This window comes from Wolbachia endosymbiont of Phyllotreta cruciferae (genome assembly GCF_918697765.1).
In the GTDB taxonomy this organism is placed as follows: domain Bacteria; phylum Pseudomonadota; class Alphaproteobacteria; order Rickettsiales; family Anaplasmataceae; genus Wolbachia; species Wolbachia pipientis.
Map to the genome: position 1 here is coordinate 83,489 of NZ_OU953855.1, position 14,880 is coordinate 98,368.

At 34.3% G+C, this 14,880-nt stretch carries 10 protein-coding genes and 6 pseudogenes; 7 read left to right on the forward strand and 9 right to left on the reverse strand.

The genetic code is table 11. The features are described 5' to 3' along the window. Positions 1–6: 6 nt before the first annotated feature. Both rpsO and NL281_RS00390 read right to left on the reverse strand, forming a co-directional pair. Entirely contained in the window at positions 7–279 is a 273-nt protein-coding gene (rpsO, locus tag NL281_RS00385; RefSeq protein ID WP_006279944.1) for a 30S ribosomal protein S15, read from the reverse strand. Positions 280–291: 12 nt separating this feature from the next. Beyond that, positions 292–552, reverse strand: coding sequence for a hypothetical protein (locus NL281_RS00390; RefSeq protein ID WP_253303387.1), 261 nt, complete (start codon positions 550–552; stop codon positions 292–294). Between the two features lie 126 nt (positions 553–678). On the opposite strand from NL281_RS00390, the gene NL281_RS00395 reads away from it, so the two are divergent. Then, complete coding sequence (locus NL281_RS00395; protein WP_253303014.1) at positions 679–1,635, forward strand: IS5 family transposase; 957 nt, start codon at positions 679–681, stop codon at positions 1,633–1,635. A 486-nt stretch (positions 1,636–2,121) separates the two neighbouring features. Here NL281_RS00395 and NL281_RS00400 read toward each other — a convergent pair whose 3' ends face one another. Next, positions 2,122–2,331, reverse strand: coding sequence for a pseudouridine synthase family protein (locus NL281_RS00400; RefSeq protein ID WP_253303388.1), 210 nt, complete (start codon positions 2,329–2,331; stop codon positions 2,122–2,124). Between the two features lie 66 nt (positions 2,332–2,397). Between NL281_RS00400 and NL281_RS00405 the strand changes: the two are divergent. Continuing rightward, positions 2,398–3,363 (forward strand): annotated as a pseudogene (locus NL281_RS00405) (IS4 family transposase); the annotation flags it as partial. A 193-nt stretch (positions 3,364–3,556) separates the two neighbouring features. On the opposite strand, the pseudogene NL281_RS00410 reads toward NL281_RS00405, so the two are convergent. Continuing rightward, positions 3,557–4,496 (reverse strand): annotated as a pseudogene (locus NL281_RS00410) (IS110 family RNA-guided transposase). Positions 4,497–4,712: 216 nt separating this feature from the next. On the opposite strand from NL281_RS00410, the pseudogene NL281_RS00415 reads away from it, so the two are divergent. Further along, positions 4,713–5,120, forward strand: a pseudogene (locus NL281_RS00415) (IS4 family transposase); the annotation flags it as partial. 6 nt (positions 5,121–5,126) lie between these two features. On the opposite strand, the pseudogene NL281_RS00420 reads toward NL281_RS00415, so the two are convergent. The 4 genes and pseudogenes from NL281_RS00420 to NL281_RS00440 all read right to left on the reverse strand — a co-directional run. Next, positions 5,127–5,636 (reverse strand): annotated as a pseudogene (locus tag NL281_RS00420) (ankyrin repeat domain-containing protein); the annotation flags it as partial. 105 nt (positions 5,637–5,741) lie between these two features. Next, positions 5,742–6,964, reverse strand: a pseudogene (locus NL281_RS00425) (IS4 family transposase). A 106-nt stretch (positions 6,965–7,070) separates the two neighbouring features. Further along, positions 7,071–8,168 (reverse strand): annotated as a pseudogene (ltrA, locus tag NL281_RS09035) (group II intron reverse transcriptase/maturase). A gap of 1,002 nt (positions 8,169–9,170) precedes the next feature. Next, positions 9,171–9,563: a TraR/DksA family transcriptional regulator gene (locus NL281_RS00440; RefSeq protein ID WP_064124828.1), complete on the reverse strand. Its 393-nt coding sequence runs from the start codon at positions 9,561–9,563 to the stop codon at positions 9,171–9,173. Positions 9,564–9,669: 106 nt separating this feature from the next. On the opposite strand from NL281_RS00440, the gene NL281_RS00445 reads away from it, so the two are divergent. Continuing rightward, positions 9,670–10,317 (forward strand): heme exporter protein CcmB, encoded by a 648-nt coding sequence (locus NL281_RS00445; protein WP_253303389.1) that lies wholly within the window; start codon positions 9,670–9,672, stop codon positions 10,315–10,317. Between the two features lie 342 nt (positions 10,318–10,659). Beyond that, positions 10,660–11,829 (forward strand): IS4 family transposase, encoded by a 1,170-nt coding sequence (locus NL281_RS00450; RefSeq protein ID WP_253302993.1) that lies wholly within the window; start codon positions 10,660–10,662, stop codon positions 11,827–11,829. Positions 11,830–12,044: 215 nt separating this feature from the next. Here the strand turns inward: NL281_RS00450 and trmB are convergent, their stop codons facing one another. Beyond that, positions 12,045–12,710: a tRNA (guanosine(46)-N7)-methyltransferase TrmB gene (gene trmB, locus NL281_RS00455; RefSeq protein WP_012673367.1), complete on the reverse strand. Its 666-nt coding sequence runs from the start codon at positions 12,708–12,710 to the stop codon at positions 12,045–12,047. A 139-nt stretch (positions 12,711–12,849) separates the two neighbouring features. On the opposite strand from trmB, the gene NL281_RS00460 reads away from it, so the two are divergent. Beyond that, the gene (locus tag NL281_RS00460; RefSeq protein WP_012673366.1) at positions 12,850–14,502 is read left to right on the forward strand and encodes a 30S ribosomal protein S1; all 1,653 of its coding nucleotides are present in this window, start codon (positions 12,850–12,852) and stop codon (positions 14,500–14,502) included. Positions 14,503–14,531: 29 nt separating this feature from the next. Further along, the gene (locus NL281_RS00465; protein ID WP_010963035.1) at positions 14,532–14,810 is read left to right on the forward strand and encodes an HU family DNA-binding protein; all 279 of its coding nucleotides are present in this window, start codon (positions 14,532–14,534) and stop codon (positions 14,808–14,810) included. The last annotated feature ends 70 nt before the right edge of the window (positions 14,811–14,880 follow it).

Here is a 14,880-nt window from a genome sequence, read left to right on the forward strand (position 1 = left end):
CCTCGATTATTTTCTAATGCCTAACTTCTCTATTAATTCCTGATAGGCTTCATTACCAAATTTACGCTTTATATAATTTAAGTGCTTGCGTCTTCTACCTATCAATATAAGTAAACCACGCTTAGAGTGATGGTCATGCTTGTGCACTTTAAAATGCTCAGTTAAGTTACTGATCCTCTCGGTCAAAATTGCACATTGTACAAAAGATGAGCCTGTATCATCTTCTTTAATTGCATATATATTTATCAAACTCTTTTTCTTTTCGGATGTTATCGACATCTAAACCTCATTTTAAATATTAAAAACACGAATAGGTTTCACACAACCATAAATAAAACTGCAGATTGCAATAGGTACACTACCCACCACCGTACAACAAATATCATGATTCTTTAAATTATGCAAGTTATTTAATACAACTTCCTGACCTTTTTTGATTTTCCCCGCATCTTCTAGGGAAATTTCAACTTTGAACATCGATTTTAAAGCCGATTCAATGGGGATGACGAAACTTTTTGTATTACTCCCTGTCACTCCATCATCTTCTGTCATCCCACCCCCCTCTGTCATCCAAGTAGCTGACACTGGGATGGCTTTGTTGCATCGCTCAAGTGAAAAGAACTGGCAGTTACTGACAAAATTCATTATAAATAGCCATTTAACTGTTGAAGAAAAAATATGCCACAAAAAATGAGAGTCAGTAACTGCCATGAATATAACAAATTTCTCCAAGAAAGAGGAAGCATTTTTTGTTATATCAATGACGCCATAGAAAATTGGTACGAGAATTGTCCAAAAATGCAGGGCGGCAACTATATTTATAGTGATAAAGTTGTGATTTTGGTGCATATAATCGTCAGTTTCTTTAGAATTGGTTTAAGACAAACAGTCGGGTTTATAAAAGGGTATTTGCAACAAATAGGAAGAGATTTGGCAGTTATCAGCTATTCACAAGCATCAAGAAGGTTTAAGAAACTTAATATTAAGATAAATGATTGCAGAATTGATAAAAATAATATGGAAGATATCGAAATTGCTATAGACAGTACAGGAATTAGTATATACAACAACACTCCTGGTCACAGCAAGGAAAATAGCACTGACAGAAAATATCGTGGCTATGAGCAAACGAGAAAATTGCACGTAATGTTGAATATAAACAACAAAAAAGCCATAGCTGTAAAATACAGTAACGGTGTCTACTCTGATCACTATGGAGCTTGTGATTTGCTAAAAGAAGTTGATTTTCAGCATGCCATAAAAGCACTATATGCAGATAGAGCATGTGATAGGCACAAGTTTTATAAGTTGTGTAACAAATACGATATAAAGACAAAAATTCCACCAATAAACAATGCGGCAGAACATCCAGAAATAGATTATATGTCTGACAGGAATGCTGCTATTAGGTTAATAAAATTATACGGTGAAGATGGCATGAAAGAATGGAAAAAAGAAGTAAATTATGGGAAAAGATCTTATATTGAAGGGTTTTTCTCAAGATTAAAGCAAATATTCGGATTTAGTTTTAGGAATAAATCTGAGATAAATCGAGAAAAAGAACTGCTAATCAAATGCTATTTGCTTAATAAATTCACTGATATTGGTATGGCTAAATTTGAGATAGTTACATGAATTTACCATAAATCACCATCTCATAAAGTGTGATGCAACAAAGCCCACTGGGATCCAGCCTATTTCATCACGAACATTGTTTTTGACATATGCTCCTAGAATCTTTTGTCCATTACATGATTTGTAAGTATTTGTATATCTGGATCCCAGTGGGCTTTGTTGCATCGCTAGCTATGATGGATAAAGATAAAAAAGGTAGAGAATATCAGTAGCTTATTATTCTGGTATTTATAACAAGAACGGTCAGTGAATACCTAAATTTGAGTAAAAGAAATTTCACTACCACTCACTAATCCGGCTAAAATTCAAGAATTTCAATGCTTTAGCTATTTTCAATAGAATTAAATTTATTAATATAAATAATAAATTACTATTCTTAAATTTGATCAGATTGATTGCAAAAAAACAAGATTTTCAATAGGTTGCTTATAATCCTAACTATAGTTAGCCTTTCATAAGTAGCGATGCAACAAAGCCATCCCAGTGTCAAGCACTGGGATGACATCGGAGAGTAAGTTGCTCAATTGTCACTGATTCATTTTCTCTAAAGTCACCTACCATAGTTCTTCTTAATTTTGTAATGTGTCCAAAACAATTTAATGCAATTCCAAGATCACGAGCAATTGATCTTACATATACACCACTACCGCATATCATAGAAAAATTTGCACTATTATTTATCTTACTATTACCCACAAATATAAATGTACTTATAAATAAAGTATTACAATATTAGAGTTTGCAAATATTGAGGGTATAAAAATGGCAAACGAGAGTAATGAATGGGCTAAAAATGAATTTGGAGATGCTGTACTTGGAGATAAAAGATTAACTGACCGATTAGTAAATATTGCTGACAGTTTGATAAGTTTACCTGAAAGCTCAATTAATGAGGCATGCGGAAGTTGGTCAGAAGCAAAAGCAGCATATCGTTTTTTTTAAAATGAGAACGTAAAAGAAGTCGATATTCTAGCTTCACACATTGATAAAACAGTTGAAAGAACAAAAGCTCACAAGAGGGTTCTTGTCATTCAAGATACCAGTTACATTGTATATAATAACCATAAAAAAACAAGCGGATTAGCAAATTTGTCCAGTTATGATACTGCAAAAGGTATTATAATGCATACAGCTCTTGCCGTTAGTATAGAAGGTTTGGTACTAGGGATACTAGATCAAAAAGTTTATTCAAGACCTGAAGAAACTGAGAACCTTAAAAAAAAGAGCGATCGCATTGAAGATAAAGAAAGCGTAAAGTGGTTGGAAACTTTAAGAAAAACAAATAATATTATTGATCCAACTCAAACTGAGACTATAACTGTATGCGATAGAGAAGCAGATATATATGACTTTTTTGAGCTTGCACATAGTCTTAATTCGGCAGTGCTAGTTAGAGCATGCAGAGATAGAGCAGTAAATAGAAAATCTCGATATCCTGAAAAAGGTGAGCAGAAGTTATGGGCATTTATTAAATCCTCTCATTGTGCAGGTACGGTAGAAAAAGAACAGCACGTTTGGAAGTTAGATTTGGAAAGTTTATGATGAATCCATCTAAGAATAATATTAGGCATAAGACGGAAGAACTACCTAAATTACCACTTTATGCAGTTTATGTTGTTGAGAAAACTCCCCTTCCCTTAAAAAAAACCGCTAGAATGGATGCTATTAACGAATCTTTCAGTTAATACTTTCGATGAAGCTGTTGAAAAAATTAGTTGGTATCAACTATGTTTTTTAAAAATTTTTTTATTTGTGTAATTTTGCAAATTATATGGGCAATAAAAACCCGTTTGTCATAGAAATAGAATTTTATATCAAACAGCTACCACAGCAATTTCTGCTTAAGCTAATGAATATGTGCTTTAAGTCTGTGTGGACGCACATATTCATTAGCCAATTTCAGTTACCGTTGTGAAGATTTTTAAGTATGCAAATTAATTGCTTCTTTAAGTCTTGTATTAGCAATTACTATAATTTTACGCATTAGGGCTGTTATAGCCACCATCTTCTTCTTACCACTTTCAACAAGCTTAGAATAAAAGGCGCCAAGTATAGATTTTGACCTTGTAGCAGCCATAGCGGCTGTAAAGAGCTTTGAACGAACGTTACTTCTACCACCTGTAATCCTTCGGTAACCAACAGCTTTACCACTTTCTTTTGGATGCGGTGCAACTCCGGCAAGACTTGCTACTTCTTTTCTATTTAAGTAACCAAGCTCTGGCATTAAACACAAAAAATCTTGTGATAACTTTTTACCTATTCCAGGAACTGTTTTAAGAATTTTTTGGCGTTGTTGTAATTCGCGGCTTTCATCAATAATCTTTTGTATAGTATCATTGAGTTCGTTTATTTGACTATCGAAAAACTCAATGGTCTTTTGACAGCTTTCTTTTATATGATCATTTTCCGGTGCTTCAAGTCTGCATTTTTCTTGAGTTCTCATTTGCGTAATATCATCACGACGTTGACAAAGTGCAGCCAAAGTTGATTGTTCTGTAGAGGTAGGTACAAATAGAGAGATAGTTCTATGGCGTTCAAATCCATATTGAGCAAGAGCTCTTGCATCTAGACTTTGCTAAAGTTCCGTGAGATAAAATAAAGCTTTTTACTTTACGAGTATTAGCTCGATGCACGGCAATATTTTTGTCGGTAAGAAAATGTGATAAGCCAAGCTCATATTTCCCTGTATTTTCTAAAGTCACTAAAGCATTAGGTAGAATATCTGAAAACTCTTGAAATAATTGTTGCCAACCAGAAGCATTATTATCAAATTCGACAGCATTCTTCTGTTTGTAAATTGCAACGACATTTTTAAATTTTCCGATGTCAATGCCAATAAAATTTTGATAAGATGTAACCATAATAAACCTCGATAGTTTTAGTTAATTTAAGATTGTAAACGGGTGCATATATATGTCCCAAGCAACTATTCAAACGTATCGAGAGATAGGGCTAGCGTACCTTGATACCAACGGTTGTAATACCAATTTCCTTTCGGTCGCGCACGCCCGCTATTCCTAGTGAGCAGGGTTATCTTTCTCTCTTATCTCTTTTATATCACGTTTTTAACTTACAATTGCCTTAGATGGAAAATAGAGATATTACATAAAATTTTAAATCCGGTCTCAAAGTTGAGGAATGTAGACTTGGAACAGCAGAAAGATTAATGAGGTATTTAACAGTCATGAGCATTATTGCTTGGAGAATTTTCTTTATTACATCAATTGCAAGAACTAACCCAACATTACCATGTACTGCCTTATTAGCTGAGGAAGAATGGAAAGTTTTATATGTTAAAATACACAGGAAACCATGTCCAAATATAGCCCCTACTATAAAAGAAGCCGTTTCGTGAACTTGGAGGTCATTTAGCAAGAAAAAGCGACCCAAAACCAGGACCAATTACTCTTTGGAAAGGATATAAACGTCTCTTTGATTTAGCAGAAGGATGGCGACTTGCTCACGAACCTCATATTTGTGGGTAATAGTAAGTCTTTTACCAGAGGGTCTATATCTTCTCGCGTTAGTAAAACTTCTATTGTTTTAAGTCTTTCAGCGTAATGTAGTGGTGTTTTATTTTCGTAGTCTTGTAAATTAACTTGAGCATTAGGCTCCTTTATTAAGGATTTGAGGATATCAAGACATAAGTCTCTTTCATCGTAATTAGTATTACTTACAGCTATATGCACAGGCGACAATTTCATTGAGTTTTGTCCCATACGTGCACTATTTACATCTGCTCCTAGCTTCAGCAGTAACTTTACTATCTCCAACTTTTTATTATTAACTGCATAGTGCATTGGTGTCTGATTTCGTGCATCAAAGACATCTATTTCGGCTTTTCCTTCTTTTACTAAAATTTTGACAACATTTCCATGTCCTATCCCTGCTGCTAGATGTAATGGAGTATGATGCAGAGCATTTCGTACATTAACGTCAATACCTTGTATCTTGAAAAAAGCATCTAATGCTTTAAGCTTAAGCATTAGATGGAGAAGGGAAAAACTCTGGGCAATACCTTAGATATAAAATCTGTGGGAAAGAAAAGAGTTCCCTTCTCAAAAGTAGAGGCTGGACGGTCAATGGCGTCAACTTAAGAACTTTCATTAGCAAACTCTCCTAAAGACATGATGGCGTTTGGGCTTATCTACCTTATCGCGGCTATACAATCGTCCCGGTCGGATTTTAACTTTAGCGCGTATACTTGCTCTATCAAAAAGGGCTTGAAAGTTTTTTGGCGCAATAAGTACCTGATAGAGTTTCTGCCTCATTACACCAAATAAAACCGAAAAATTTAAACGATACTCAGCAATTTGATCTGGATTCCAAGGCCCTTGTGCATCACACATATGAAGCGACAATATATTACACATGACTAAGTTTGCCCAAAATTCTTGTAATACAGCCTCTAAATTTACGCCAGAAAAATTCTCTAACTCTGCACCTATTTTGAGTCGTTTATAGCACTCCTCTATATGCCACCTTAATACATAAGCTTTGCTGATATCTTCCAAAGTAAATTTTTCTCGATCAAAAAGTGAAGTAACCAATACCTCTGTTTCTCCGTTGGCTAATGTCAGCACTATTACTCTTACTTTTTGGCTTTTCGTTTTATTTTCTAGCACAAAATCAAAATCTAATTCACCAGATGAAATTCGTTCCCATAGCTTGCTATAATTTCTTTTTTGCAAGCGAAAAATAAAGTCTACTTTCAATTCATAATGCTGCTGAATGAATTTTAATGAAGACGGTCGTAGATAAATAATAATCTATCTTGATTTAATGAACGCATTTGAGTAACGACTTCAGGTAATTGTTCTTCTGCTAACGTTTGCTCACCCACATTCCAAGCCGCAAGGCGAGCACTGCAAATCAGCGAAGTACATAAATCAACAAACAAATTGCCAATGGTGGCATTGTGCCTGTTGTTCCATTTGGTTTAAAGCGGCCAAACTCGGATACAATTTCTTCAGAGCTCGGTAATCTCATACCAGAACCATCTGCTGCAATAAGCCTATAGCCTCTCCAACTCAGGCTCATCTTGATAGGCTGTTTGGATGCTTAAATTCTTTAAAACCTGTATGACAAATCTTATATCTTGCTTTAGAAAAAGCTTGCTTTGAGGGTACATGTCAATGGCTCCATAAGTTCACATTCTATTCCCAAACTTTTTTTAACTAACTTTAAAATCATAGAAAATACTGCCGAAAAAGGAAGTTTTCTTGTTCGTGTAAAACTCAACACAATGGATTCTCTGAAAAGCTTTCGAGTATATTATATTTTTAATTTGTAGAATAAAATTTTTTCCTTTTTGTTTGGTAGAAGTCATAGTTTTAAATCCTCCTGATTAAGTTTTATCGCTATGACTCCCCCACCAGAACCGTGCTTGCAGCTTTCCCGCACACGGCTCCACAATGTAGTATTCACAGCATTTCCTATTTTGTATATAATGAGTAGCATATTCTTGGTTTTGGTAATGGATTAACTTGTAGATAGTGTATAAATTGCTTTGAATTCATACTCTTCTTCTGACTACGTCGGTTTATCCATTTATACGCTAGCTTGATTACCCGCCAGAAGAATTTATTCAACCACCGGTAATTTCCGCTAACTCCGAAGTAGTTATAGTGTCCTGTTAGTTTTGCTTTAAGTATTGACCACCAATCTTTAAGGTGAACTTTATTTCGAATCTTTTTCACCCATTCTTTGATTTCTTTAAGTTTTCTAGATAGATTTTCTTTCGAGGTTTTATGACCTACCATTACTCTACCTTTACGACTCCTTGTACCATAATGGGTGAATCCTAGAAAGTTGAAACTTTCCGTTTTTCGTTTCTCCCTTATTCCTTGTTGCCACTCCTTTTTGCCAAACTTTACTATTCTTGTTTTGTCTTCAGATATTTCCAGTCCAAATTTTCCTAGCCTTTGTTTCAGTGACTCTAAGAGTTCTCTAGCATCTTTTTCTCTTTCGCAGCAAATCAGGTGATCGTCTGCATACCTAACTAGCTCCATATAACCTTTAGATCTTAGCTTGAATTTCTTTTCAAACCACAAATCCAGCACATAATGCAACTATATATTAGCTAGTATAGGACTTACTATTCCCCCCTGAGGTGTGCCTAGTTCAGTTGCTTCATAATGTCCTGCTTCGACTACTCCTGCCTTAAGAAATCGTTTTACTAACCACAGTATGTTTGGGTCTGTTATCCGTTCTCTCAAGCATCTCATTAGCCATTTGTGCTGGACATTATCAAAGAATTTCTTGATATCAACTTCTACTACATAGTTAGTTGGTCTGTACATAACTGCTTTATTTAGTGCATTTACCGCTTGATGACAGCTTCTACCAGGACGAAAACCATATGAGTTATCCAGAAAGTTAGCTTCATAAATATTTTCTAATATCTTCTTCAGCATTATCTGGACTAACTTATCTTCTGTAGACGGTACTCCAAGCCCGCGTTTCTCTTTGCTTCCAGCTTTTGGTATATATACTCTTTTCACTGGTTGCGGTTGATATCGCTTTCTTTTCATACTATCCACCAGAGTGTTGAGCTTCTCTTCAAGATTTTCTCCATAAGCTTCTACTGTCACCTGGTCTATACCGCATGCTTTGTTATGCTTTAGCTCTTTATAACATTCAGCAAGATTCTCTGCGTTTATCAGATGAATTAACGATTAAATTTCAATCGTTTATCTTGCCTGGCTCTTACTGCTATCTGATTTAGTTTTCTTTGCACGTTATTCCAACCTCCGTTGTATTGGCATAGCAATTCCTAAACCAGTCACTATATTGCTGACCGCTTCCCCTTGTATGTGGCTTTCCCACACTCTGAGTACTATCAATCAGTCCGACTTCCTTTATATCTTCCGTCAGTACTCGCCTTTGTTGACTTGTTCCAACGTACCTTAATAGGAATACAAAGGATCTCCCAAGTTTACGTAAACTCCATCTCAACACGTGATACGGCCTCAGATCCCGATAGAGTGAGTGATAACTTGCCCTATTGTTACCCTTCTTGCTGTCTTCCACTATATGCAACGTGTCGACCTCTATGACATCGAGAATTTCGGGACTCAATACCTTCACTTTCGTTGTACCCTGTGTTGTCCATTCCACTAGCTTTACTACGCTCGTTACCTTACGCAGCATAGTGGTTTGTTCCAGCCTGCTGGCTAGGCTTTGCCTGGGTTGGATTTTCACCAACTGGACTTTACGCACTTTGCTTGGCGCACGCATGTTTCACCTAAAAAGGACACATTTTAAACTTCTTTGTTGAAATAAAATAGAAACAAAAGTGCTGTTTATTGCACTCTTTGGATAATTTAATGATAAAAAATTTAGAGAGAAATTTTATACACTATCGCTGATATTTTTCCTTAAGTTGACGCCATTGCCTGAACGGATACAACTTAATTTTTAATCTGCAGGAGTCAAGTTGAGAATGTCCAATTTTCCACTTTCTTTATAGCATAACATACTTCAGCGCCTCTTGCTCCTCTTGAAGTCCAATGGGCTCACCACTTATGTGTAAATTAATCGTTAATGTTGTACACGTTCTTTTCTTTTTCTACTCTCTCTTGCTCTTCAATACAATATATAGCAAGCGGATTAGCTTTAAGTCTTTCGACTCCTATTTCTTCTCCTGTTCCATCGCAGTAACCATAAGTGCCTAATTTTATTTTTTCTAACGCCTCCTTAATTTTTTCTTTTCTATCTTTTCGACGCTTGATTAATTCCTCGTTTCCACTATCTCCATCAGAATAGTATGTATCAATACTATTCTCTTCTAGTTCTTGTTTCTCCAGCTCAGCGAGTATTGACTGTAACTTTAAGCTGAAGTATTCCAGTTGTTTTACGCTCATATATTCTTCATCTTCTGAAGGAGTGTAATCTTCTGGTGACTTTATTTTTGGTAACTTTTCCATAATTGCATTATTAAAAAAATAATAAAACCTATATAATTTATGAACAAAAAATTATACTACCTCAAAGTAAACACTATAATTTATAATAAACATTTAAAAGCCTAGTATGATCGACTCAGTAAAAAAATTAGTAATAGATGATAAGAACTTTACCTATATAGTATGTATTTTTATCATAATGTTAAGTTTATCTTCATTTACACTTAAAAACAACAATAAACAAGAAGTTATGTTAACATTAACATGGATATGTGCTACATTTGTTTTGCAGATTTCTACAAATAATTTGTTTACATCTGATTATCATGATGGAATATTAGAGCAAATCTTTGTACAGCCACTCTCTTCTAGGCTTATAGTTGCTTATAAAATTTTCGCTCACTGGCTATTATTTGGATTACCAATTTCAGTGATTTCTTCCATATTCAGCTTTGCAGTTCTATGCAATAGTATTGAACACTCAATAGCAGTTGGAGTGTCTTTATTATTTAATACGCTGATAATCACTAATATTTCAGCTACTGGAAATGCATTGATGATTGGTCAAAACAACTTAGCATCAGGAGTATCGCAAATTCTTGTTTTGCCAATGATAATGCCAACCTTTGTGTATTTTAAAATGCTAACTCAATTTGAAAATTTATCCTTGAATATTTATACACTACTAATCACCATCTTAGTTTTTGTTATTTTGATTGTTAACAGCACCATAACTACTCACATGGCACTAAAATTTGCTGTGGAACAGGATTGAAAAATCTTACTGTTATTCAGTAGACTTCTTGCATAACCTAGAAAAAAGGCAAATAGTTATTATAGATTTAGGTTTATCGACAATTTGAAAAACCTTCATTCCAGCATCCTTCCCTGTCATCCAAGTAGCCCTTCGTTGTCATCCCAGTGTCAAAAACTGGGATAACAGCTAACCTGACAACCGTCATCCCGCTACTTGTTAGCGGCTAAGAGATACCGTGACGGTATGACGGTTCGCGGTGGCATGACGATAAGCCTCATCATCCCGCTACGTGTTAGCGCCGCGGCGCATAAGTGTTGAAAGTAACACAAAAAAGACATAAAGAACTATTATTGCAAGAAAATGGAGGCAATAATGGATCAAATAGAAAGAGTACTAAATTTAATAAAAGATGAGGATTTAGAAAGGCTAGGAAAATTAAGTGAAGTAGATAAATGTAATACTAAATTGTTGGGCAAGATTATATTTAAAGGTCTAATGAAGTTAATATTAATGGGGCAAAAAACAAGCCTAAGAGCGCTAGAAATGGTAATAAACAGGTGTATAATGGATAAGAATAGCGATAAAAGTACAGTAACATACAGTGGTTTGTCAAAAAGGTTAAAAGTTATAAATCCAGAATATTTTAAGGGAGTATATATTGATTTGATGAGCAAGATTAAAAAGCTATTACCCCAAAAAACATTAAATAACTTACATAAGTTTGATTCGACGATCATAAATTTATCGGGATATCTCATAAAAGATGGGCTAAAAATAGGCGGTAAAAGTAACGACAGTCAAGTTAAAGTGAGTGTAGGATTAAAGGATCAATTGCCGACAAGTATAAGATTTTGTAAAGGACAAGAAGAAAGTAGTGAAGATATAGCATTAGTGAGAGCAATTAATGAAGCTAAAGTTGAAAAAGAGGATATTTTATTATTTGATAGAGGAATCAGAAAAGTTGGAACTTTTGCCGAATTTGATGAAAAGGAGTACAAATTTATCACAAGAGTTAAAGTAGGAAGAAAACATGATGTTATAAGCAGGAACAAAGTTATAAGAGAACAAAAATCGGATGGATCAGAGATTTTAGAAGATATAATAGTTAATCTTTATCGTGCACGAGGTAAAGTGGCAGAAAAGCATGATCTACGGCTAATAAAAATCAGAAATAAAATTGGAGATGAAATATGGTTTTTGACAAACTTGTTTGAAATGCCAGCTTATGAAGTAACAGAGCTATATAGGCGCAGATGGGATATAGAAGTGTTCTTTAAATTTATAAAGCAAAATCTTGGATATAAGCACTTTTTAAGCCATACTATGAATGGCATGAAGGTGTATATTTACATGATTATTATTACGGCTTTGTTATTTCTTGTTTATAAAATCAAAAATAATCTACATGGGTTCAAAATAGCATTACTGCAATTCACATTGGATCTAAATGACTCTTTTATACGTTCGATTGTTTTACTGTCGGGAGGTAATTTACATGCCGTTGATCATCTCATATCACGTTATTTTTGATACTTTCAACACTTATGCGCCGCGGCGGTATGACGATTCGCAGCGGCATGACGAGAAAGGGGCTACTTGGATGATACCTTTTTTCTACTTAGTTTGGGTTATGCAAGAAGTCTATTCCTTCATAAGGAGAAGTAATTAAAGGAATTTACTCTATTTCTCCCTCTTTTTTTATTATTTTTAATCTATAGTTAACGTAAAAGAGATATGCAAAAACTCTATTGATCCATAGTCTGCAAATTATTAATAACACTTACTTTAAAGAACCTCACTTTACGCTGATCTTTGAGCGCTCTTCTGTGGTATTTTGTAAGAGTATAACTTGTGAAATCGTCTTCCCTATAGATTAAAGAGTTACACTGCTTTATATGTGATGCTATCCACTCTGCATAGTCCTGATGATCGGTTGCAATGAATATTTCCCCTGTTATAAGTATTTTTTTTGCTAATAAATTTAAAAATTCCGTATTAATTAATCGTCTTTTATTGTGACTTCTTTTTGGCCATGGATCTGGAAAGAGAATAAAGAATCTTTCAACACTGTTATCAGGAAAATTTGCAATCAATTCTCTTGCATCTTCTGTCCACATTAAAATATTTTTTATGTTCTGTATTTCTATGTTTGTCAGCAAGCGAGAAACCCCCTTTAAGTAGGGCTCACATCCTATAAATAATAGATCAGGTTCATTGAGCACCTGGTAAAGCATATTTTCACCGTTGCCAAAGCCTATTTCTACCCATATTCTTTTTTGTGAATTTACAATTTTCTCTATAGATTCCTTGCTGTTTTGAATAGAATATTTTTCCAATATTTCATCAACATCAGGTTTTAGCCTGGACCTTCTGGAGAACGATCTAATCCACTTGCTATTCTTAAATAGCATATTCTTGATACATATATAATTTTCTCACTATATTTTATATAGCTTAAACAATTCTCGAAATGAGTTAATGAAAAATTACTTGTCAATAATTGTTAATATTATATAATATATGAGTTCTAATAAAGTTTAAGTTAAAGGTATGAATAATAATAATCCAGTCGTAAATCTACCGGTTACTATCAGAAAGCTATCATCAAACAAATTTATAGAAGAGATATGTCAAGGCCAATTTGAGGATCAAGATAATACCTTGTTTGAAGATTCTTTTGTTAACAAAATTAAAGAAGGAGATGTGGTAGAAGGTGTAATTACAAGAATAAACCCTAACGACGTTGTGGTTGATATTGGTTTAAAATCTGACGGGAGAATTCTGATCAAGGAACTCGGTTGTAATGATGAGGTCATTATTGGCTCGAAAATCAGAGTTTATGTGGAAAGAATTGAAGATTATCATGGTAATGTTGTTCTTAGTCGTGAAAAAGCAATTAGGGACGAAAAATGGAATAAGTTGGAAGAAGATACAGTTACAAGGGCTGAAGTAAGCGGAGTTATTAAACGCTCAATTAAATGTGGCTTTATTGTTGATCTTGGTGACGGAATAAGCGCTTTTTTACCGCTGAGTCATGTGGATTTGAAGCAAGTAAAAGATGCGAAGCACCTTATTGAAACTGAACAAAAGTTCATCGTGCTTAAAATGGATAAGAAGCAGGGCAATATTGTAGTATCAAGAAAGCTGGTGTTAGAAAAATTGCACGCTGGTGAAAAAATTAAATTTTTAGAATCTTTAAATGAAGGCGATATAATAGAAGGGAAAATAAAAAGTATCACTCATTACGGTGTATTTGTCGGTATTCATGAATCAGATGTAGTGGGAGTTATAGATGGATTGTTACATATTACAGATATCTCTTGGAGTAGGGTAAGTCATCCGTCTGCAGTTTTTACTTGTGGTCAGACTATAAAAGTTAAAATTATAAAAATAGACAAGGAAAATGCTAAAATTTCCTTGGGTGTGAAGCAGCTAGAAGATAGCCCTTGGCAAGATGCAGAGTCAAAATATCCAGTTGATAGTGTGCATAAGGGTTATGTAACAAGCATAGAAGATTATGGATTATTTGTTGAGCTTAGACCTGGAATTGAAGGTTTAGTGCACTCGTCAGAAATAACTTGGGTTAAGAGTAATTTACCAGTTAGTAGTCTCGTAACAAGGGGACAAGAAGTATATGTAAAAATTCTCAGTATTGACATTGCTAAGAGTAGGATGAGTTTAAGCATGAAAAGGTGTGTAGACAACCCTTGGCAAGTATTTATCAATAAATATCCTCCTGGTTCTATTGTTTCTGGTGAAGTGAAGAATAATACCGGCTCATATGTATCTGTTGCTTTCGGTGATTCTGAAATAGATGAGAACGTAGAAGGGACAATATATGTGAAAGATTTTAGTTGGTCTAAAAATGGTTCAGATGAGATAAAGAAGTATAATGTAGGTGATAAAATAGAAGCAAAAGTAATAAGGGCTAACGTGAATCGGGCAAGAATTTACCTTGGAATAAAACAAATAGAGTATGATCCTCTTGAAGAACTGATAAAGAAAGTTAAGGTAGGTGATAAAATACAGGTTATTGTAGGTAAGAGAGAAGATAATGGACTAGTCGTTGAAGTTGAGAACGATGTAACCCTTCTAATAGATCAAGAGCATTTACCAGAGAATAAAAAATTCTCTATATCAGAAAAAATAGAAGTTGAAGTATTGGGTGTTGAAGAATATAACATAGCATTATCTGCTAAGTGATAAGGTTTACTTATTTTGGCTTCATATAAATGGCAACAAAGTCTGATATAATAGCGAGGGTAGCAAAAAGACATCCTTTTTTAGATAAGATTGTTATAGCAGCTATAGTTGATAGATTTTTTGGGATACTTTCAAGCACATTGAAACATCATAATAGAGTTGAAATTAGGGGGTTTGGTTCTTTTTCAGTTAGAAGTTATAACTTGAAAGAAACAAGCCATTTAATGTTACAGAAGTTTACAAAGAATCAATACTTTAAAACATATTTTCGTAGCAGTAAAAAATTATCTGATTTGATAAATGAATAAAAATTTATACCATAAATAAGATGAAAGTAGGGGTTTGAGTTTATACTGTACGATAGAAATTTTTAGCACC

Excerpts from the sequence above, each read along its gene's own strand:
- trmB (WP_012673367.1), bottom strand. The coding sequence starts at position 12,710 with ATGCTATTTAAGAATAGCAAGTGGATTAGATCGTTCTCCAGAAGGTCC.
- NL281_RS00440 (WP_064124828.1), bottom strand. The coding sequence starts at position 9,563 with ATGGAAAAGTTACCAAAAATAAAGTCACCAGAAGATTACACTCCTTCA.
- NL281_RS00460 (WP_012673366.1), top strand. The coding sequence starts at position 12,850 with ATGAATAATAATAATCCAGTCGTAAATCTACCGGTTACTATCAGAAAG.
- NL281_RS00445 (WP_253303389.1), top strand. The coding sequence starts at position 9,670 with ATGATCGACTCAGTAAAAAAATTAGTAATAGATGATAAGAACTTTACC.
- rpsO (WP_006279944.1), bottom strand. The coding sequence starts at position 279 with ATGTCGATAACATCCGAAAAGAAAAAGAGTTTGATAAATATATATGCA.
- NL281_RS00390 (WP_253303387.1), bottom strand. The coding sequence starts at position 552 with ATGACAGAAGATGATGGAGTGACAGGGAGTAATACAAAAAGTTTCGTC.
- NL281_RS00465 (WP_010963035.1), top strand. The coding sequence starts at position 14,532 with ATGGCAACAAAGTCTGATATAATAGCGAGGGTAGCAAAAAGACATCCT.
- NL281_RS00450 (WP_253302993.1), top strand. The coding sequence starts at position 10,660 with ATGGAGGCAATAATGGATCAAATAGAAAGAGTACTAAATTTAATAAAA.
- NL281_RS00395 (WP_253303014.1), top strand. The coding sequence starts at position 679 with ATGCCACAAAAAATGAGAGTCAGTAACTGCCATGAATATAACAAATTT.